Consider the following 20435-nt stretch of genomic DNA (forward strand, 5'->3'; position numbering starts at 1 on the left):
GGCAGAACTCCTATGGCAAAACAAGTCATTAAAGTGCCTGATCTCGGCGGTGCCGATCAGGTGGATGTGATTGAAATTACGGTTGCCGTCGGTGATACCGTCGCGCAAGAGGATTCTCTGATTGTGGTGGAGGGCGATAAAGCCTCCATGGATGTGCCGGCCCCGGTGGCTGGTAAAATCCTCAGCATCAGCGTGCAAGAGGGCGATAAGGTCTCCGAAGGCGATGTGATTGGGGAGATCGAAACCGATGTGGCGGAAGCACCGGCAGAGGAGCCCGCTGCGGCCCCTGCCAAGCAAGAAGCTGCACCGGTTGCAGAGCCTGTGGCTGAAGCCCCTGCGGCAACGCCGAGCGGTGAGCCGAAAGAGGAAACGATCCAGATCCCGGATCTGGGTGGTGCCGATGCGGTTGATGTTATCGAGATCAGTGTGCAGCCCGGTGATGTAGTCGAAGAGGGCGACTCCCTGATTGTGGTGGAAGGTGATAAAGCCTCTATGGATGTGCCTTCCCCCAGCGCCGGTACCGTGGTTTCTATCGCGGTTAAAGAAGGCGATAAGGTTTCCACGGGTGACATCCTGGGCGTGTTGAAAGTAGTTGCCGCAGGCGCCGCCGCGCCCGCTGCAGCCCCTGCAGCGACAGCGCCTGCCGAGAGCGCGCCACAGCAGGCATCTGCGTCTGTTGAGCCCCCGGCAGTGCCGCAGAAAGACTATCAGCTGGAGCGCAACCTCACCGCAGCAGCCCAGGTTTACGCCGGCCCGGCCGTGCGCAAACTGGCCCGCGAGTTGGGTGTTACCTTGAATAAGGTGAAGCCTACCGGCCCGCGCAACCGGGTCTCCAAGGACGATCTGCATAATTACATCCGTGAGCAGGTGAAGAAAGCTGAAAGCGGCGCGGTTGGTGTCGGCGGTGGAATCGGTATCGCCAAGATGCCGGATATCGACTTCAGCCAGTTTGGCCCGGTGAATGTGGAGCCGATGAGCAAGATCCACAAGATCACCGCAGCTAACATGTCGCGCAACTGGCTCAACGTGCCTCACGTCACCCAGTTTGACGATGCGGATATCACAGAGCTGGAAACCTTCCGCAAGTCCATGAAGGCCGAGGCTGAGAAGCGCGGAGTAAAGCTCACTCCAGTGCCTTTCCTGCTGAAAGCGGTAGCCGCAGCCCTGCGTGCAGAGCCTAGCTTTAATGTGTCTCTGCACAACGATGGCGAGCACATTGTGCGCAAGGACTATGTACATGTGGGTATGGCAGTAGATACACCCAAAGGCTTAATGGTGCCGGTTATCCGCGATGTGGATAAGAAAGGCTTGTACGAGTTGGCGGCCGAGGCCACTGAAATGGCCCTGAAAGCCCGCGATGGCAAGCTGAAGCCCAACGAGATGCAGGGCGCCTGCTTTACCATTTCCAGTTTGGGGGCTATCGGCGGCACCGGATTTACCCCGATCGTCAATTCCCCGGAAGTTGGTATCCTCGGTGTTTCCAAGTTGGCGATGAAGCCGGTGTGGAACGGCAAGGACTTTGAGCCTCGGCAGATGTTGCCCTTGGCGCTATCCTACGATCACCGCGCGGTAAATGGCGGAGATGCCGGACGCTTTATGACTTACTTGGTCAGCGTGCTGGCGGATGTGCGCAGACTGTTGCTGTAATTGCCAGCGAGTTAAAGTCAGTAAAAAAAGCGGCCAATCGGCCGCTTTTTTTATAGTCAGGACTAAGGAGCCTCTGAATAACTCCGTAATGCCTCTGCGGGTCTTGAAAGCTGCAGATGTTACCGCGAAAAACATCAATAAGATGATTTACGCGCAAATCGATTCTGGGTTGCTGGCTGCTAATGCCTCGGCAGCTAGACTCACAGAGAGGCTACTATCATCGCAGCACTGAAAATGTGAGGTGTCGGATTATGGGACCTACAAGGAAATTCGCGTTGCCGCTTGTGGCGGTATTTGCGATGCAGGGCTGCTTGTTTTTGCCTGCGGACGAAGTGGAGGGTGAAGACCCTTTCTTTTATGAGGCAGAGGCTGCCGGACAAAGCGCCAGCTTTGTGGAAGTCGGCAGCAACCACACAAAATACCCACAACCCCTTCCCGCCAATAGCGAATGCGAGGCGGCGGATTGCGTAGATAGTTTGCAGGACTCCATGGCCTGGTTTTTCCCTATATTGCGGGTTTACTAACGATAGTAGCCGAGCCCAGTGTGGAGCTGTTGCGAAATAGCCGGATCTAAAAGTGCGTGGATTTTGTCCGCGCGGTGCTGATACGGAGCGCTACCATGCAAAAACTTGCGATATTTATTTCCGCCTTGTCGATGGGTGTATTCCTTGAGGGTTGCGGAACCCATGATACGCGCAATCAAGTGGTTTATCCCGCAAGCCCGCCCATTCCCCGCCATGCGGAGTACCGGGGTTATCCATCTTCTCACTCTTCTCATTCCTCCCATGTACCAGATGCACCTGCGTCTCCAACAAGCTGCCCGGGGGAATCTGAGGAGTTGGCGCCGGGTTCTATTTGCCCGCCCAGTGCCCGATGTTTTGATATTTCCGGTGGAAGGCGTTGTATATCCTATGAAAGGTAGAATTGTTCTTTTTCTTATTTTTGTAGCGCAGTCCCTGGCGGGCTGCGTGGCCGACGGTTTTGGTTATGACCTTACTGGTACGGCAACTTATTACACTTACAAGACCACTCCGGTGCCGCCGGATGAGCTCACCGCATTCCCGCGTTTTTGCCTGGCTGGTGATCCCTATATGGGAAGTCTAGATAACTGTATTGCCGAGGGTGTGCACTGTTACCAGCTGGATACAGGAGACTGGTGTGCAGGGGCTTACTCTCCATTTGAGCTGAGTTACAGTTTCTACTGAACGGCGTGATTACCGATGGTGTTACTTAGCTTGCCATTTGATATGGTGGTTGGGGTAACCCCAACCCTTTTTACTCCATTATTATTTTGTGGAGAGAGTGAAATTAAAACTGAAATACATTATTCAGGTGCCAGTTTAAGCAGGTTTAATAATGAGAGGTGCCAATAAAAGCTGGCTTCGAAATGTTATTGTTGCCGTGGATCAGTTGGGGAATGCCATTGCTGGTGGCAACCCCGATGCAACTATATCTGCGCGTTGTGGTTATTTCTCAAGGGTGACAGAGACACGTTTTCGACGCTATTGGAGGTTTCTGGAGCGGGTTATTAATTACACCTTGATGCCGGTGGATGGCCCTGATCACTGCTATCAATCTTATTTGTGGGATCGTGCTGAGAAACACGAAGAGGGTAGCGATTATATGCGCGCAATTTTAGGGATTATTGTGATTTTAATTTGTGTGCCGATGGGGTTGTTAATTCGACTGTATGTAATGGTCTTTCCCGGTGCTCGTTGGAAGAAAGAGAGAAAATAGTAAAAATAAAAATTCCCGGGCGCATGGGCACGCCCGGGAAAAGCGGGGTTAAGTGTTAGCCGCTTGCTCCAAAGGCAAATTACTCTCCTGGCCATCTGTATCACGGGCTGCTGATAATTTACCGCCGGCAATCTTGCGCAGGGCAACATAAAATACCGGGGTGAGGAACAGACCAAACAGGGTGACACCGATCATGCCGGTAAATACGGTAATGCCCATGGCATTGCGCACCTCAGCGCCAGCGCCGCCGGCCAATACCAGTGGAACAACACCGGCAATAAAGGCGACTGAAGTCATAATGATCGGGCGCAGACGCAGGCGGCAGGCTTCCAGTGCAGCCTCGACAGTGCCTTTGCCTTCCATTTCCAGTTCGCGAGCAAATTCCACGATTAAAATAGCGTTCTTACAAGCGAGCCCCATCAGTACAACCAGCCCGACTTGAACAAATACATTGTTGTCGCCGCCAGTAGCCCAGACACCGAATAGTGCAGCCAGCAGACACATGGGCACGATCAGGATCACCGCCAGTGGCATCACCCAGCTTTCATAAAGGGCGGCCAGCACCAGGAATACCAGTAGTACTGCGAGAGGGAAAACCACCATAGCGGCATTGCCCTGGTTGACCTGCTGGAAGCTGAGGTCGGTCCACTGGATTTGCATACCTGGAGGCAGGGCTTGGCTAGCCACTTGCTCAACCGCAGCCAGTGCTTCAGAAGAAGACAGCATGCTGGGATCGGACTGTCCCATCAGGTCGGCCGCTGGGTAGCCGTTGTAACGGATCACCGGATCGGGTCCGTAACTCTGGCGCAGGGTCACCATGGTGCTGATGGGCACCATCTCCCCATTCATATTGCGAGTGTAGAGATTGTCCAGATCCTGCACTTCATCGCGGAAGGGTGCATCAGCCTGGGCAACGACCTGGTAGGTGCGGCCGAAAAGATTGAAGTCGTTGATATACATAGAGCCGAAGTAGAGCTGCAGGGTGCCGAACAAGTCGTCCATGCGCACACCCTGGGCCTTGGCCTGAAGGCGATCTACCTCCGCATCCATCTGTGGCACATTGGCCTGGTAGGAGCTGAAGGGGTAGCTGAGGCCGCTGGCCTGGCTCAGGGCACCAGCCAACATATTGGTGGCGTTTTGCAACTCACCGTAGCCGGCACCGCGACGGTCCTGAACATAGAGGGAGTAGCCGGAGCCGGCACCCAGACCGAAGATGGGCGGCGGCATAAAGGTCATCGCAAAGCCTTCCTTGATCTGTGAGATCTTGCCATTTAGCTCCGCAGCGATTTCCTGGGCACTGCGCTCACGTTCATCGAAATCGTCGAACAGGATAAATACAGTGCCTACGTTGGGGGTGTTGGTACTTTGCAGGGCATTGAAGCCGACAAAGGCCGCGGCGTTGGCAACACCTTCTGTTTCCAGAGCCAATTCACTCACGCGGCGAGCAACTTCCTCGGTGCGGTCCAGGGAGGCACCTTCCGGCAGGCGGATACTGCCCACCAGGTATGTCTTATCCTGAACCGGAATAAAGCCGCCTGGGACCTGCTGGAACAGGGCAAAAGTACCGCCGAGCAATATCAGGTAAACACCAAATACGATACCGCGACGCTTGAGGCTGCTACCCACGACCCGCTGGTAGCGCTCGGAGTTGCGCTGGAAGAAACGGTTGAACGGGCGGAATATCCAGCCGAACAAACGCTCAATAATACGAGCAGGCATATCCGGTTTGGCGCCGTGAGGCTTCAGCAGGGTTGCCGCCAGAGCCGGAGATAAAGTCAGCGAGTTGATCGCGGAGATAATGGTGGCGATAGCAATGGTGGTGGCGAACTGGCGGTAGAACTGGCCGGTGATACCATCCAGGAATGCCATGGGTACAAACACCGCGCAGAGCACCAGGCTGATAGCGACAATCGGACCGCTCACCTCGCGCATGGCCTGGTGAGCAGCGGCTAAAGGTGTCAGTCCCTCCTCAATATTCCGCTCGACGTTTTCCACCACCACAATGGCGTCATCCACCACAATACCGATGGCCAGCACCATAGCGAACAGGGTCAGGGTGTTGATTGAGAAGCCCAACATCAACAGCACCGCAAAGGTGCCGACAATAGATACCGGCACGGCCAGCAGCGGGATCAATGAGGCGCGCCAGGTTTGCAGGAACAGGATAACCACCAGAACCACGAGCAGTACGGCTTCCAGTAGGGTCTTGATCACTGAGCTGATGGAGGTGCTAACAAAAACCGTGGGGTCGTAAGCGACTTCCCACTTGAGGCCTTCCGGGAACTGGTCATCCAGTTCAGCCATTTTCTCCCGTACCGCCGCAGAAACTTCCAGTGAGTTGGAGCCTGGGGATTGGAAAATAGGAATGGCGACAGCCTGGCGGCCGTTGAGCAGGGCGCGCAGGGAGTCCTGGGAAGAGGCCAGCTCCACACGGGCCACATCTCTCAGGCGGGTGATCTCACCATTATTGCCGGTCTTGAGTACAACATCGCCAAACTCCTCTTCACTTTCCAGGCGGCCTTTGGCGTTGATGGAAATCAGGAAGTCTGAGCCGTTCGGCATTGGGGAGGCGCCGATCTGGCCGGCGGAAACCTGTACGTTCTGCTCGCGCACGGCGCTGACAATATCGGCAGCAGTAATGCCTACAGCGGCGGCTTTCTGCGGGTCCACCCACAAGCGCATGGCGTAGTCACCGGAACCGAATACGGCGGCGAGGCCCACGCCGGGAATGCGCGATAGCTCATCGCGAATATGCAGTACGGCATAGTTGCGAATATAGGTAGCGTCGAGGCTGTCGTCCGGGGAAATCAGGTGCACCGCCATCATCAGGTTTGGCGACTGCTTCTGGGTGGTAACACCTTGCAGGCGGACATCTTCGGGCAGGCGCGGCAGGGCCTGGGACACCCGGTTTTGCACCTGTACCTGGGCTTGGTCCGGGTCGGTGCCCAATTCAAAGGTTACGTTCAAAGTCAGGGTGCCGTCACTACCTGCCACTGACTTCATGTAAATCATATTTTCCACGCCGTTAATCGCTTCTTCCAGCGGCGTGGCAACAGTTTCTGAAATCGTCTTAGGGTTGGCACCGGGATAGCGGGCACTCACTTGCACGCTGGGAGGCACAACTTCGGGATATTCGCTGACCGGCAGTGAGGGAATACTGATCAGGCCGACGACGAAAATAATGATCGACAACACGGATGCAAATATCGGTCTGTCGACAAAGAAACGGGAAAAATTCATATACTGCTACTCCGAGAGCGACTTAGTCAGCCGCTCGGATTCCATTGATAGGATTAGCTGAATGTATGGGCTCACTTCGGCAAGCCCCTTGCTCTTTGTTTAGTGGCCAGCGACTTGGGTCGCCTTTACCTGCTCCTGCATGGCCACCATTTCCGGTGCGACGGGCATGCCCGGGAAGAAAATCTTTTGCAGGCCATTCACCACAATTTTCTCGCCGGGCTCCAGGCCGCTGCGGATAACCACAAGATCACCTTGGCGTTGGCCAGCGACCACGGGGCGTTTTTCGGTGACATTACTGTCGTTGACGATGTAGACATAGCGGCGGTCCTGATCGGTAAGAACCGCTTTGCTATTGATTAAAACTGCCTGTGAAACCTCTTCAATCGGCATTTCCACCCGGGCAAATTGCCCCGGCCTGAAAAAGCCGTCCCTGTTGTTAACCACAGCGCGGAACTGAATAGTGCCGGTATGGCTGTTCAGGCGGTTATCAATAAAGTCCAACTCTCCACTGTGTGGATACCCTTGCTCACCGGCGAGGCCTATACGCACAGCAGGCTTTTGCACTCTATTGAGTAAGCTGCGGCCCTTAGCAAAAGTCTGTTCGTCACTTTCGAAATACACGTACATTGGGTCGACAGAGACCAGCGTTGTCAGCAGAGTACTGTCGGCATTGGCGAGATTGCCTTGAGTGACCAGGGCGCGGCTTACTCGGCCACTTATAGGTGCTTTAACTTCGGTGTATTGAAGGTCTAACCGGGCATTTTCCAGTGCCGCCTCGGCAGCGCTAAGGGCCGCTCGGGCCGAATCTCGTGAAGCGATACGTCGATCGTATTCCTCACGGGAGATTGCCTTGCTGTTGAGCAGTTGTTTGGCTCGGCCGGCTTGCTTTTCGCTGTAGGAGAGGTCACTGCGAACTCGGGCCAGGTCAGCCCGGGCTGCGCGCTCGCGAGCCTTGTAAGGGCGGGGGTCGATAGTGAACAGGACATCGCCCTGCTTAACCAGGGTTCCCTCAACAAAGGAAACTTTATCGATATAGCCGCTGACCCGAGGGCGCAGTTCGACGGTTTCAGGCGCTGCCACTCGGCCGGTAAAGCTGCGCCACAAGGTCGTGGCTCCTGCGGATACCTGGGCTACCTCAACAGCGGGAGGAGGGGGCTGCTGACCGCTCGGCTCATCACTATTGCAGCCGGCGAGCACCAGTGCGGATACGCCGAATAGAACTGTCGTTAATTTTCTTACCATAACGCGTGTACTCCCTTTGCTACGGAGGGGAAGGGCTATTGGGTGCTTCTCCCAGTAAGGGCGTAACTCTAGCGGTGGCCAAGGTGTCGGCGGTATTCAGGAACTGTTAATTGATTGCCTATTTCTGCGTTAAGAGTGCTTTTAAGTTAGATGAGGCGCATTCAAGAGGATACTTAAAGAACTGGATATATAACTAGTTGTCTCAATTGCTGACTAAGATATTACATTGATTTTAAGGGGCGCATCGGTCACTGTTACCTATTACTGCAGAGTGATTGCCTAATCCTGCAAAACTGGCCTGAAATTGCCTAAAACTCCGTATACTGTGTGCCACTTCGTTTTAAGGCGTGAACATGGTAGCGGGCACGAGGGGAGCATATGAGCATTGAAAACAGAGCGGAACCCAATTCAGTCGCTGTGGATATGGAGTCTATAAGGCAGAAACTGATTGGCTCTGTGATGCGTCAGGCGCCGGAGCAGGGATTAAATGAAACAGCACTGGGAGGTCTCTCCCTGATCCGCTGCAATGAACCGGGTGCCTGTGCGGCAACCGTGTATACACCTTCCCTGAATTTTATTATTCAGGGGCGAAAGACTCTGGAGTTGGGGGACCGGGAAATCTCCTATATGCCTTTGAGTTATGTGGCCACCTCTGTACATTTACCGATTCTGGGCCGTGTTGAAGACGCCTCTCTGGAAACGCCATTTCTCGGCGTAAAGATAACCATTGACCCACAAGAAGTCGCCGATCTGGTTATGGAGCTTGGGGATAAGGCGCCGGGTGTGGAGGCCGGATATGACTGCCCTGAAGTGAGCTGCGGCCTGTGCCTGACCAAAATGGACTACGGTATGCTCGACGCACTAAACCGGCTGGTGTCTTTACTGGATAGCCCCAAAGATGTCCCCATACTGGCACCATTGGCACGGCGTGAGATTATCTATCGAGCTTTGATGGGGGAAATCGGAGCGCGAATGCGTAAATTCGCAATGGCTGATAGCCAGGCAAATCGCGTGTCCCGGGTGATTGAGGTGCTCAAAGATCGCTTTTCGGAGCCTCTGCGGATCAGTGACTTGGCGGATCAAGCCAATATGAGTGAGTCATCTCTGTACCACAGTTTCAAGCAGATCACCCGTATGTCTCCGCTGCAGTTTCAGAAAAAGCTGCGTTTACACGAGGCGCGCCGACTGATGCTGACTGAGGGGCTGGAAGCGGCTTCCGCCAGTTACCGTGTTGGTTATGAGAGCCCCTCTCATTTCAGTCGTGAGTACAGCCGCATGTTTGGCCTGCCGCCCCGTGCAGATGTGATTAAGTTGCGCGGTGAACAGCGGGTACCGGCTTAATTTGAAACGGGGTTACCCTGTTTTAGTACAAATAAGCTGCACCATCCTTCGGGACTGATATCGCCCTCCACAACCAGGCAGGCATTGGGGGGCTCAAACAGCTGACAGTCCGCGCACTTTTTCCCGTCCTTGGGGGTATCTTGGTAATTTACTTTGTCCTTCTGCGCTTTGATTTGGGCCTGTGCAGAGGATGCTGCAATAAATGTGGCAGGAATTAAAAGTAGTGATGTCCCTGAAAGCTTAAGAAAGTGGCGACGGGAATTGTCTAGAGGCTTTTTCATAAATGAATGCCTGAATGATTAAAAAGGTTTCTGGCATTCAGGTTAGTTGGAGACGGGAGTTTTGCTCGAATTAAAGGCTTTGTTTTGAGCGGTGATTTTATTCTATTTTGTTAAATTGGAGACGGCGCCATAAAGGCGCCGCCTGATTTTTCTTCTTTTATTTGGTTACGCGTATTTTGGCTACAGATTTATCTCCACTGCGAGATACGACCCGAACCTTTAAGCCGTAAGGTGTGATAGCGCGGCCGGCGTCTGGTATTTCTTCACTGCTATAGCTCCGTGTGTCGTTAAACAACGGGTAGCGGCGGTTGTGAATGTCACTTAGGAGTATGCCGTAGTCCTCGAGTAAATCCAGAACCATATCGTCGGCTCTTTCGATGTTAAATGTGGCATCGTGAACCTGATAACGGGTACTGGCAACGGAATCATCACTCCATCTCAATACATTCTGGTCAGCATCAACAACTCCAAGGAAGCCGTTTCCTGGGTGTACGCCAACCCAGTTATTATCGTAGCTGGAATCTACGTACCAAACCAAGAGGCCTTCTGTGAAAGTGAGCATCTTGCCAGCTACATTCACGTGCGCCAATCCGGCATCAACGCCGCGATGCGTGCGCCATTCGAGTAAGTAGTAGTGATCGTGCTCGAGATAGCCTGGGTTTCGGCTAAAGCCTGCAAGGCTGAAGTTGCCATCAGTTTCAGCATCATCGAAAAGGAACGTTGTGTCATCAATTTCGATGGTGATGTCATCGGCAAAAAGACCTGAATTCGCTACGGCGCCATCAGTAATATAGGCAAGCGAAAGGCTAATTTCTTGCCCGCTGTAAGCACTTAAGTCGAAGTCAATATCAATCCAGCCTTCAGAGCTGCCAGTAATGCCGTGGCCAGGATTAGTGCCATTAGGGTTGGTATCTGTAGTTATTGAACCAGGAATGGAGACAAAGCCATCACCGGAATCTACCATGATCGCTGCGTAATCCCAATCCAGCTCAATGTCGTACCAGGCTTTGAAAGAGAGGCTTGCTGTTTCTGCATTGCTCAGATCAACAGATATTGTCATAGAGTTTTGCAGGTTGTTGCCGCTACCACTGAAGTAGGCGTATTCCCCACTGCTGGGTTCGGTAACTATCTCTTGTTTTGCGGGCAGGTCAATTCGGATTGCATCGTTATTGGTACCCTTATGAACTGCTTCATCGAGTAGCAACTCGATACCGCGGCGAGGAATTTCATCCAGGGCAATAGTTTCACCGTGAAGCCAGTTTCCGCCATGGTTGTGTTGCAGGTACTCCTTGGCATATGCGGAAAAGCCTGTGGGTTCTGCACCCGGAGTTACACCAGCCCAGCTACCGCTGGACATAATGGACCAGTAGGAGACTGGTTCTCCACGACCGCTTCCATCGGTATCGTATTCATCGGGCAGGCCCAGGTCATGGCCATATTCATGGCTGACAACCCCTGCAGCGGCGTCCGCCGGCTGAATGGTGTAATCATAAGCAGCCATAGTGCCGCCCCAGTAATCTACCTCCGCAGTAGTCCCTTCAAGTGAATAGACTCCGCCAAGATTCCAACGGTGAGACCAAATGGCGTCTTCACCCAGTTGCCCGCCACCAGCTTCTTCACCAACCGAGGAGTGGAAGATCATGATGTGGTCTACTAAACCATCTGCTTCCCAAAAATCGCCATCACCATCCAAGTCGTAACGGTCTTCAATATCAAAATCTGACAGGTCTACTGTGGGGTCGGCAGCTGCAGCTTCCAGGGCCTCACGAATTAGGGAGCGAGCATCTCCATCGGTGTTATTGCCGTAATAAGCTGCTGGTTGGCTGGCCATATACCAACCTGCTACAGAGCCTTCAACTGAGTAGCTGTTACCGGATTGCTGCCAGTAAAACTGCTGCATGGATAGCATGTTTTCCCCACTGGGACCTTCAAAGCCGTTTTGGGAGAAAAGCAAGTCAGCGTAATGTTCAGCGGCGTAATCCGCGTAGTACATATCACTTTCCCCGGGCTCGATGCTGTTATGGGGAAAATCTGGAAATTCCATCAAAATAGCGAGAACCCGTGCAGTTTGGGCTTCACCGTCGTAGCTCTCAAGTTGAATGTTTCTAGGGTGGCGGCTGCCATGGTTGCGATGAAGCGATCCTTTTCCCCTTTGCAACCGAGGATGTTTATGTCCTCCACGGGCTTCGCTCATCATTCTTACGGTATCACTGGAGAGGTCCTGAGCCGGATTAATGCTATGTGTAGCTCGCTCCTTTAAATAGTTACGCAAAGTACTTTCAGCTTCCGCAATAGTTGCATCTTGGCTGATACGTCCAGAGCGCTTGAGCATATCAATTAATTTGGCTTCATTAGCAATGACCAGGTCGACTTGATCACCACCTTTTTGATGTGAATTAATAGCCTGGGCATTGGCTGCCATCAGGCTCAGAGCGAGCGTGCCGGCGGACAGCAAATTGTTTATTTTTAGCATGATCCCTTCTTGTGCATTCCGAAATAAATTTAAGGCAGCTTTCGAAGCCCAACACAAATAAAGAATATTAAAATAGTTGGGTTTCGAGCTATGGCAGCTTAGGTTTTTTATTATCAGCTACAGAGGAATGACGTTTATAGATGAATAGGCCGCAATAAATTCATGAAATTTTTGTGTGAATTTAAACTAAAGTGTGACGCTTATTTAATCTTTTGGAAGTTTTCAAAAAAACAATTGAAATAGATTTTCCAGCACGCTGACTTTTTGAGTTTTTCGTTCCGCCAAGTTTAGTTTTTTCTTTTTTTCCATGGTAGCCAGAGACAGATTTGTAAGCCTCCACCGGAACGGTTCAAAAGTTGGATCTGCCCGTCATGTGCGTCAATAATTTCCCGGCATAGTGCCAACCCCAAGCCCACCCCTTGTTCTTTCGTTGAAAAGAACGGAAGTAGTGCCTGTTCAAGCACTTTCTCACTCATACCGCAGCCGCGATCGGAGAGTACCAGTTTCTGGCCGAAGCTATCGATGCTAACTTCAAGTTCAATATCGTCAACATCGCTGCCTGCTTCTCGTGAATTCTTAATTAAGTTCAGTAGTGCCTGCTCTATTTGGATCGGGTCAAAATAACCGGCCTCGTCAGGCAGAGAGCCTTTCAGTGAAAAAGGTTGAATTGGCATTATTCGATTAATTAACTCTTGCCAGGTCACTGTCTCGCAGCTTGGGGCTGGTAGCTTAGCAAAAGAAGCGTAGCCTTGAGTGAATTCTGTCAGGTGTTTGCAGCGATCTGCAATAATATCGAATACCTTTTCCAGAGCCTGTTCTTTGCCAGGCTTTGTTATCAGCATTTTTCCTGAGTGTGCGAGAGATGAAATGGGAGCTAGAGAGTTATTTAACTCATGACTGATCAGACGGATAACTTTTTTCCAAACTTCTACTTCCGCACGGGTCAGCTCGCGAGTCATTTCACGCAAGACAATTAGACGATGCTTTTGTGTATTAAGTACAAAAGTACTGTTTCCGATGTGCATGGAGTGTGAGCCATTAGCATCGGAGTAATTAAAAAGCCCATTTTTCCAGCTTTTAATGGCACTAGCTATTTCTTTAGGGCTGTTAGGTAGAAGTTTTTGTAAAAGTAGCCCTTGTAAAGGCTTTCCGTTATTGAGTAGCTGCTTGGCACTACTGTTTGAATAAATAATACGATCGCTTTGGTCCACCAGTAAGAGCGCTTGCGGAGAGGTTTGGATAACGGTGTCTAAAAGCAATTCTCGTTGATAAATATGGGCACGTTCTTTACGTAAGTGCTCGCCAATTTCATTGTATAGCAGCGTTATTTGACGAAGATCGTTGTCTTTGGGGTGTACAAGGGAGATTGAGAAGTCGCCATCACGAAAATTTAGCAGACCATTTTGTAGTGATTTGAGGGTGTTAGTCAGAGGGGCAAGTGTTTGGCGCATGAGTCCAATTAATAATGGTATTGAAACTATAAGTCCAGCTGACCAAGAGAGTGATGGACTAAAGCCTGCCCGGGTACCGAGCCAGGAAATGGTGATACCGACAACTAAAGGAAGGGCCGCTGTTACGATAAGGCGGCCTTCAAGAGAAAAGTATTTCGACATCAATAGGGTATACCGTGTTTTTCCAGACGGCGGTACAAAGCTTGACGGCTCATACCGAGTTCTCGTGCGGCCTGGGCAATAATGCCATTACAATTGGAGAGAGTCTCCTGTAGCAACTCACGGCTGGGCTCAAAACTCACTTCCACTTTATCGGTTGGCGTTTGCTCAGGAAGTGCCAGGACGGCTTCATCGATAGTGTCCTCTTGGCTTAAGACGGCTGCTCGCTGCATAACATTTTGAAGTTCTCGCACATTGCCGGGCCAATGATAGCGAGTAAGGGCGTTTAACGCTTGAGGAGATAGCTTTTTTGAGTTGCCACTTTCCGCGAGGAAGCTCATTGCGAGGGGGGGGATGTCCTCAGGGCGTTCATGCAGTGGCGGAAGGCGCAGTTCTATAACATTGAGTCGATAAAATAAATCCTGGCGAAATTTGCCTTCCTCAATAGCCTTGTGGAGATCCCTATTGGTAGCACTGATTACCCGAACTTTGGTTTTGCGGGTTTGGCTGCTGCCTAAACGTTGGAATTCTCCGGTTTGTAGTACGCGTAGTAGTTTCACCTGGCCGCTAGGTGAGAGCTCGCCAATTTCATCGAGAAATAAGGTGCCGCCATCGGCGGCTTCAAACCTACCCTCCCGTGCCCGATTGCCGGCGCCGGTATAGGCACCGGGTTCGGCACCGAACAGCTCTGCTTCCATCAGATCTTCTGGTAGTGCACCTACATTAACTTTAATAAAAGGCCCTTCTCTCGATGAAGAGTTCGCTTGAACGATCTCAGCAATCTTTTCTTTACCGGCTCCATTTGGTCCGGTGATCAGGATGGGAACTTCAGATTTCGCTACTTGAGTGGCCATCTCCAGCAGCTTTTGCATTTTATCGCTGCGGTAAATTATGCCTTGTAGTAGAAAGTCTTCCCGTAATTGGCGTCGAGCATTCAAAGCCTGTTGCTGGGATGCCTGCTGGCGCTTTTGTAATTCTCCCAGCTCCAATAAATTGTTAATTGTGGATATTAGTTTATTGTCATCCCAGGGTTTGCTCAGGTAATCAGCGGCCCCAGCTCTGACTAACTCGACTGCCATTTCCAGTTGGGTCCAAGCGGTCAGCAGGATAATTGGAAGGTCCGGATTTATTTCCCGAATCGCAAAGAACAGCTCTTTGCCTTCTTCCCCAGAGGTTGTATCAGCGGTGAAATTCATATCCTGGATAACCAGGCTTATATCGCTGTTCTCTCGTAGCAATTGTAATCCGGCTTGAGGAGTAATCGCACAAAGTGGCTGCAAGTCATGCAGGGACAACAGGATCTCCAGAGCGGAAACGATACTGCTGTTGTCGTCAATAATAAGTACTTTGTCCATAGTTTCTAAGACACGCTATTAAGGCGCCTATTATGCAATGTGTTGGTGGCGAGGGGGAATGCTTGTGGCAGGTTTTCCCTGCCACAAATAGATCTGGGAGAGTTAGTGGCCGATATGTTACTCAGCGGGTTTATGGTCGAAGCTGAGTACCCTTGCGAGCTGCCACTTACCATCAACCTGTTTCCAGAGATGAGTAAACTGAGAACTTTCTCGTAAGACTTCAGAATTGTCGTCATTGATGCCATAAAATCGATGGGTACCGGACTGAATAGCACCATAATGGTTAACGGGGTAGACTTTAGAGCTCTCGATTACCAATTCACGACGTGCACGAATGCCACTTCCATTTTCACGCTGTTTACACATATTGGTAATGGCCTTGACAAACTCTTCTCCAGACTTCGCCGTTTGACCCCACTTGTCATGGTACATTTCAAAGTCATCGGTCACCAGGTTTTGTGCTTCACTTAGATCACAATTATTGAATAACGCATCAAATAAGCGTTGGTCAGCTCTTGTGATTTGTTGTACTAGTTCTTCAGTTGCTATTGGGCCAGCAATAACCGGATGCTTTTCCGCTTGTGAGTTTGGGCTTAGGAAGGTTAGCCCCATAAAAAAGAAAGAAGATATTTTTTTAAACAAGATGAATGTCCTTATTATTTATTTTGATGGGGGCTGGGCATATCCGTTGAGCGCGATGGATAAACAATGAAAAATGAATGAAAAAAATTGACCCTTGCTAGGGGGTGAGTAAGTAGGTCACCCCCTCAAGGTTGTTATTTAAATACTTCGGGTGGCTGTTGCCGGTGATATATTCGCTGCTCGTAACGCTGGGGCAAGTGCAGCTGCAAGACTGACTAAAAGTACCAGTAATGCACAAACAACTAGGGGTGCAATTGTTAAAGTGGGCTGTGAGTAATCGCGAACCATATATTGATTGGCAATTAGTGCTGCTGCACTGCCAACTGTGATACCCAGGCTCGCTATCATTCCGTTTTCTATAAGGAAATATCGGCTGATATTGGTACGGGTGGCCCCTAATGCACGTCTAACACCAATTTGCTTGGCCCTTTGATTAATCCAGAATATGGTTAGGCCTACAATGCCAAGAGCTACAATAAAACTCAACATGGCTGCAACAATAGTTAGGACTTTAACCATTAAATTATCGCGGGCATAACTGCGGGCGACATACTCTGTAAGCACTTTTGTTTTTATTACTCTTTGTGGGTCACGTTCAGATAACTTATCCTCTAATACCCTCAATACGTCATTCAACTTTCCTGGTTCAGTCCGAACTAAATAGTTTATATCTTGTGTGTTTCTAACGACGGGAAAAAAGGCTACATTACCTGCATTTGACCATCCCACCCAGGCTCCCAGGTGTCTCTCGACAACACCAATGATTTCTATTGGATGGTTGTTACCATCATATAAAGGTTTACCTATAGGGTCCTGGTTAGGGTACAGTTTTTCAGCGAACTGCTTAGTGATAATGGCAACTGACATTTCCCTAATTTCATTAGGGTCAAAATACTGCATTTCCACATCTGTAAAATTTCGACCCGCAATTAAATTAAGACCTAGAGTATTAATAAAGTGTGGATCTGTATTGTAACGGTTGGAGACGACCCCACCGATTTCCTGATTTGGCTGCGTGTAAAATACGCCAGCAGATCCTGATTGTGATAAGGGTACTTGCTGTGTAACAGATGCATCCTTGACATGGGGAAGTTCGCGTAGCAATTTTAAATCAGAAGGTACTGCACTGATCATGTCATAATCCTGGGGGATTGCCATAACATTTATAGCAATAATTTCTTCCACGGCAATACCTGTCGGTCGTGTTATCTTGCCAATGCGATCCTGTACAATAACCACAATATTACTGATGATCGCCAGTGTTAATGCTAGTTGCATAGCGATTAACATTGCTGAGATTTTGTTGCGCCAGAGGGCAGACAACATAGGTTTCAATTCCAACATGATTCGGCCTTACTGGGTTTTCAGATAAATAGAGGGGTTGGTACGGCTGATACGCCAAGCGGGATAGATTCCTGCGAGTAGGCTTGCAATCAAAGCGAGGCCTATGGCTGCAATCATCATTACCCAATCCATCGTAGCTACAGTATCCATTTGGCCCATGGCTAGGTAGCGGATTCCACTAATACCCATGACCGCAATAAATATTCCGGCGATACCACCGATCACTCCAATGGCAGAACTTTCAATTAAGTGTTGGGTAAATATAGCGCCTCTGCTCGCTCCCAGGGCACGACGGACACCTGCTTCGGGTGCTTTACGCAAAAACTTAGCGAGCAATAAAGCTACAGCATTGATGACGCAAACTAATAAAAAAGCCAGAGATATCCAGCCCAATACACGGTTATCATCTCTGAGGACTTCGTTAAGAACCAGCCATTCAGAGGGCTTGCTCAGGGCGAATTTTAATGGTCGTTCAAAGCGCCCTTGTGTTTTTTCACCATTAATATATGCAGTCAGGAAATCTTCATATTGAGCTTTTTGGTCACTACTATTTATCTCGACCCAATACTGTATCCAAATATCCTCACTTTGTAGGAACCCCTCGTAACCATGGCCTTCACCATTTTTCCACCCATTGGTGTTTCCCCAGCTGTATATTTCCAGTTTCCTGTGTAGTCCGAAAGGCACAAACAGTTTTTCGGCGCTGCCAAAGGCACTGTTGTTAAGGTCATAAACTTTAGGAGCAGGCTCCCAGTGATCAATAACGCCAACAACGATAAAGGGCTCGCCATTTAGGATGATAGTTTTGCCTACACTATCTTCGCCAGAAAACAATTTGTCATTCGTCGACCTGGATAGAACAACAACTGCTACGTGAGAAGTGTCCGCTTCATTTTCCCAGGTACCACCGTAAATAAAAGGCACATCAAAAAGGGAGAAAAAATCGCGCGTAGTGACGCGGGTAGATGCGGTAAAAGGGCGCATCGAGGAATTTTCAAGTTGAACCGTAAACCCGAAGCGATGCATGGCAACCTGGCGAGTTGGAATATCTGAGCGCAGAAGCGCTTGTGTATCCTGGTAAGTCAGTTGCCAGGGTATCTCATTGGCTGTATTGGCAGTTTCCTTGGGGTTCCAACCATCCAACTGCACAGCGAAAAGAACGTCATCTTTATGCTTGAGTGCATTTTGCGACATCATATAGTTGAGGGTGAGTACAGTCATGGAGGCTCCGACGCCCACTGCAATAGCAGAGATCATCAAGCCGCTTAAAATTGGCGTACCGCGCAGGCTGCGTAAAGCCAGGGAAATATAGTATCCAAACATGTTGCGACTCCTTAAGCAGTAACGGCAGCAGGCTGCTCGGGGACTGCACGTAAATCACAAACCTGTCCATCCACAATCTGGATGTTACGATGAGCACGGCGAGCGAGTTCTGGATCGTGGGTAACCATCACGATGGTGGTTCCCCACTCGTTAATAAACTCCAGTAGCTCCATTACCTGGCGGGCCATTAGGGAGTCGAGGTTGCCGGTGGGCTCGTCCGCAAGCAGAAAGCGGGGTTCGCCAGCTAAAGCGCGGGCGATAGCGATACGTTGCTGCTGTCCACCGGAGAGCTGTGCCGGCAGGTGTTTGGCGCGTGCAGAAAGACCTACCTGCTCGAGCACTTTTTCAATACGCTTGCGGCGTTCTTTTGCATTGAAACCACGATAGCGCAGGGGAACGTCGATATTGTCAAATAAGGTCAGGTCGGGAATCAGGTTAAACCCCTGGAAAATAAAGCCTATCTTTTCGTTACGCAGATGTGAGCGCTGGCGATCATTGAGATTACTGACATTCTCACCGTCGAGCAGGTATTCTCCACTGGTGGGCGTTTCTAGCAGGCCGGCGATATTGAGAAAGGTGGTTTTACCGGAGCCACTGGGACCGGTTACAGAAACAAACTCACCCTCTTTAACTTCAAGGCTGAAATCGCGCAGCGCATGAGTTTCGATAGTATCGGTACGGAAACTTTTACGGATATTGTTCATTTTCAACATTGCGATATTCCCTTTTTCTTAAACTTTAAATTCTTGATTGATTTATTAAGGAGCTATACCGAGCTCCAATTTGAATTCGGGGTTAATCTGTTAGCGCAACCAGCTGGGCATTTTCGAGTTCCTCCGAAGAGGAGATAATGATTCTGTCTCCCTCTTGTAGGCCTGAGACAATCTCCACCTGTTTTAAACCAAAGGCGCCTATCTGGATGGAAACTCGCTCCGCCTGTTGTTCGCTGTTCAAACGAAAGGCATGGTTGCCACCGCTTTGATCGAGAAAGCTACCGCGTTTGACCAGCAGTACGTTATTGCGGTTTTCCAGCAGTATGCGGGCGGTGAGACGGAGATTTTGTCGCAGCTTTTTCGGCTGGCCCTCAGTAAAACGGACCCGAGCAACCACTTGGCCGTTTATGACTTCAGGGGAGATTGCGGTAATTTCCCCGGGTAATTCTTTTCCACTGAGATTGATTGCCACAGCCATGCTGATGCCCAGGTCATCGGCATAGTTTTCCGGCACCTTGGCCTCCAGCTCGAAACTGGTGAGATCGACGACTGTAATAAGCGGCGTATTGGCGCCCACAGCGCTGCGCTGCGCCACAGCTAAGCTACCAACGGTGCCGTTGACCGGTGAGATAATGTTCAGCTCGCGCACTCGGCGCTCAGTTTCTTCTACCTGAAGGCGTTGTTGTGAAACCTGGAGTTCCAGATTCTGGGTTTCAAAGGTCAGTGATTCTTTTTCCAGTCCCGCATTTTGTACGGCTTGTTCGTATTCCAGCTGGGCGCGGGCCATATCGTCCTTGGTTTTTTCAAAGTCCAGCCGCGAGATAATCTGCTTTTCCATCGACAACTCAGCGCGTCTCATCTCCCGCTTGGCAGCGGTGAGGTTGACTTTGGCCAGGTCGGCCTTTTGCTGGTTTTCCATATGCTGGCGTTTGGCCTGGATTTTTTGGCGCTGTAAGTTCACCGTCAGCTGGTTGAGTTGGGCGTTTTCCTGGGCCAGCTGATTGGATAGTTCCGGGCTGTCGACGGTGGCCAGCAATTGCCCTTCGTCAACGGTATCCCCAGCTTTCACTGCAAACTTCACAATGCCCTGGGCCGGGCTGAAAAGCGTGGGGCTATTTGCGGCGACCACTTGGCCCTGAACCACCAGATCCCGCACCAGGTCTCCTCGCTGGACCTGGGCGATATTGATTTGATGCAGGGAGAGGGTGCTGTCGACGGAGCTATTGCTGTGCCAGGAGCTGATACCCCAGGTCAGGAATGCCACTGTCAAACCGGCAAATACTGAGGCTTTGACGACCTTTTTGTTCTTCCAAACCGGCACGGCTTCTATCTTGGTATCTTGTCCGGAAGTATCTCTAATCATTGCGGCTTTCCGTTTCTCTTACTGTTTTGCCTGTCATTGCTATTTGGATGCAGGCTTTTGGAAATTTGGATTCAGAGTTAAGAATCTGCTTGTTAGGAGGGGTATCGCAATAAGCATGCCAATA

At 50.6% G+C, this 20435-nt stretch carries 16 protein-coding genes; 5 read left to right on the top strand and 11 right to left on the bottom strand.

Annotated features, from left to right (window positions below; translation table 11 throughout):
* Positions 1–12 precede the first annotated feature (12 nt).
* The 4 genes from aceF (at position 13) to BTJ40_RS03825 (ending at position 3384) form a co-directional block, all read left to right on the top strand.
* Complete coding sequence (gene aceF, locus BTJ40_RS03805; RefSeq protein WP_108731846.1) at positions 13–1647, top strand: dihydrolipoyllysine-residue acetyltransferase; 1635 nt, start codon at positions 13–15, stop codon at positions 1645–1647.
* 251 nt (positions 1648–1898) lie between these two features.
* Entirely contained in the window at positions 1899–2171 is a 273-nt protein-coding gene (locus tag BTJ40_RS03810; protein WP_157953871.1) for a hypothetical protein, read from the top strand.
* Positions 2172–2333: 162 nt separating this feature from the next.
* Entirely contained in the window at positions 2334–2852 is a 519-nt protein-coding gene (locus BTJ40_RS03820) for a hypothetical protein (protein ID WP_157953872.1), read from the top strand.
* Between the two features lie 151 nt (positions 2853–3003).
* Positions 3004–3384: a hypothetical protein gene (locus tag BTJ40_RS03825; RefSeq protein WP_108731850.1), complete on the top strand. Its 381-nt coding sequence runs from the start codon at positions 3004–3006 to the stop codon at positions 3382–3384.
* 48 nt (positions 3385–3432) lie between these two features.
* On the opposite strand, the gene BTJ40_RS03830 is transcribed toward BTJ40_RS03825, so the two are convergent.
* Both BTJ40_RS03830 and BTJ40_RS03835 read right to left on the bottom strand, forming a co-directional pair.
* Positions 3433–6624, bottom strand: a complete 3192-nt coding sequence (locus tag BTJ40_RS03830) for an efflux RND transporter permease subunit (RefSeq protein ID WP_108731851.1) — start codon at positions 6622–6624, stop codon at positions 3433–3435.
* Positions 6625–6723: 99 nt separating this feature from the next.
* Positions 6724–7866: an efflux RND transporter periplasmic adaptor subunit gene (locus tag BTJ40_RS03835; RefSeq protein WP_108731852.1), complete on the bottom strand. Its 1143-nt coding sequence runs from the start codon at positions 7864–7866 to the stop codon at positions 6724–6726.
* Positions 7867–8244: 378 nt separating this feature from the next.
* Between BTJ40_RS03835 and BTJ40_RS03840 the strand changes: the two genes are divergently transcribed.
* On the top strand, positions 8245–9207 hold the full coding sequence (locus BTJ40_RS03840) for an AraC family transcriptional regulator (protein WP_202862855.1): 963 nt from the start codon (positions 8245–8247) through the stop codon (positions 9205–9207).
* Here the strand turns inward: BTJ40_RS03840 and BTJ40_RS03845 are convergent.
* The 9 genes from BTJ40_RS03845 to BTJ40_RS03885 form a co-directional block, all read right to left on the bottom strand.
* Positions 9204–9488, bottom strand: a complete 285-nt coding sequence (locus BTJ40_RS03845; protein ID WP_108731853.1) for a high-potential iron-sulfur protein — start codon at positions 9486–9488, stop codon at positions 9204–9206. The genes BTJ40_RS03840 and BTJ40_RS03845 overlap by 4 nt on opposite strands.
* Before the next feature lie 157 nt (positions 9489–9645).
* Entirely contained in the window at positions 9646–11961 is a 2316-nt protein-coding gene (locus BTJ40_RS03850) for an immune inhibitor A domain-containing protein (protein ID WP_108731854.1), read from the bottom strand.
* 287 nt (positions 11962–12248) lie between these two features.
* Entirely contained in the window at positions 12249–13574 is a 1326-nt protein-coding gene (locus tag BTJ40_RS03855; RefSeq protein WP_108731855.1) for a PAS domain-containing sensor histidine kinase, read from the bottom strand.
* The gene (locus BTJ40_RS03860; protein WP_108731856.1) at positions 13574–14926 is read right to left on the bottom strand and encodes a sigma-54 dependent transcriptional regulator; all 1353 of its coding nucleotides are present in this window, start codon (positions 14924–14926) and stop codon (positions 13574–13576) included. Before BTJ40_RS03860 ends, BTJ40_RS03855 begins: the two co-directional genes overlap by 1 nt.
* 117 nt (positions 14927–15043) lie before the next feature.
* Positions 15044–15568 carry a nuclear transport factor 2 family protein gene (locus BTJ40_RS03865; RefSeq protein WP_108731857.1) on the bottom strand — a complete coding sequence of 175 codons (525 nt, stop codon included), beginning with the start codon at positions 15566–15568 and terminating at the stop codon, positions 15044–15046.
* A 138-nt stretch (positions 15569–15706) separates the two neighbouring features.
* Positions 15707–16912, bottom strand: coding sequence for an ABC transporter permease (locus BTJ40_RS03870; RefSeq protein WP_108731858.1), 1206 nt, complete (start codon positions 16910–16912; stop codon positions 15707–15709).
* 9 nt (positions 16913–16921) lie between these two features.
* Entirely contained in the window at positions 16922–18235 is a 1314-nt protein-coding gene (locus BTJ40_RS03875; RefSeq protein WP_108731859.1) for an ABC transporter permease, read from the bottom strand.
* Between the two features lie 11 nt (positions 18236–18246).
* Complete coding sequence (locus BTJ40_RS03880) at positions 18247–18948, bottom strand: ABC transporter ATP-binding protein (RefSeq protein ID WP_108731860.1); 702 nt, start codon at positions 18946–18948, stop codon at positions 18247–18249.
* An 82-nt stretch (positions 18949–19030) separates the two neighbouring features.
* Complete coding sequence (locus BTJ40_RS03885; RefSeq protein ID WP_108731861.1) at positions 19031–20311, bottom strand: efflux RND transporter periplasmic adaptor subunit; 1281 nt, start codon at positions 20309–20311, stop codon at positions 19031–19033.
* Positions 20312–20435 lie beyond the last annotated feature (124 nt).

The sequence above is a fragment of the Microbulbifer sp. A4B17 genome (genome assembly GCF_003076275.1).
Classification (GTDB): domain Bacteria; phylum Pseudomonadota; class Gammaproteobacteria; order Pseudomonadales; family Cellvibrionaceae; genus Microbulbifer.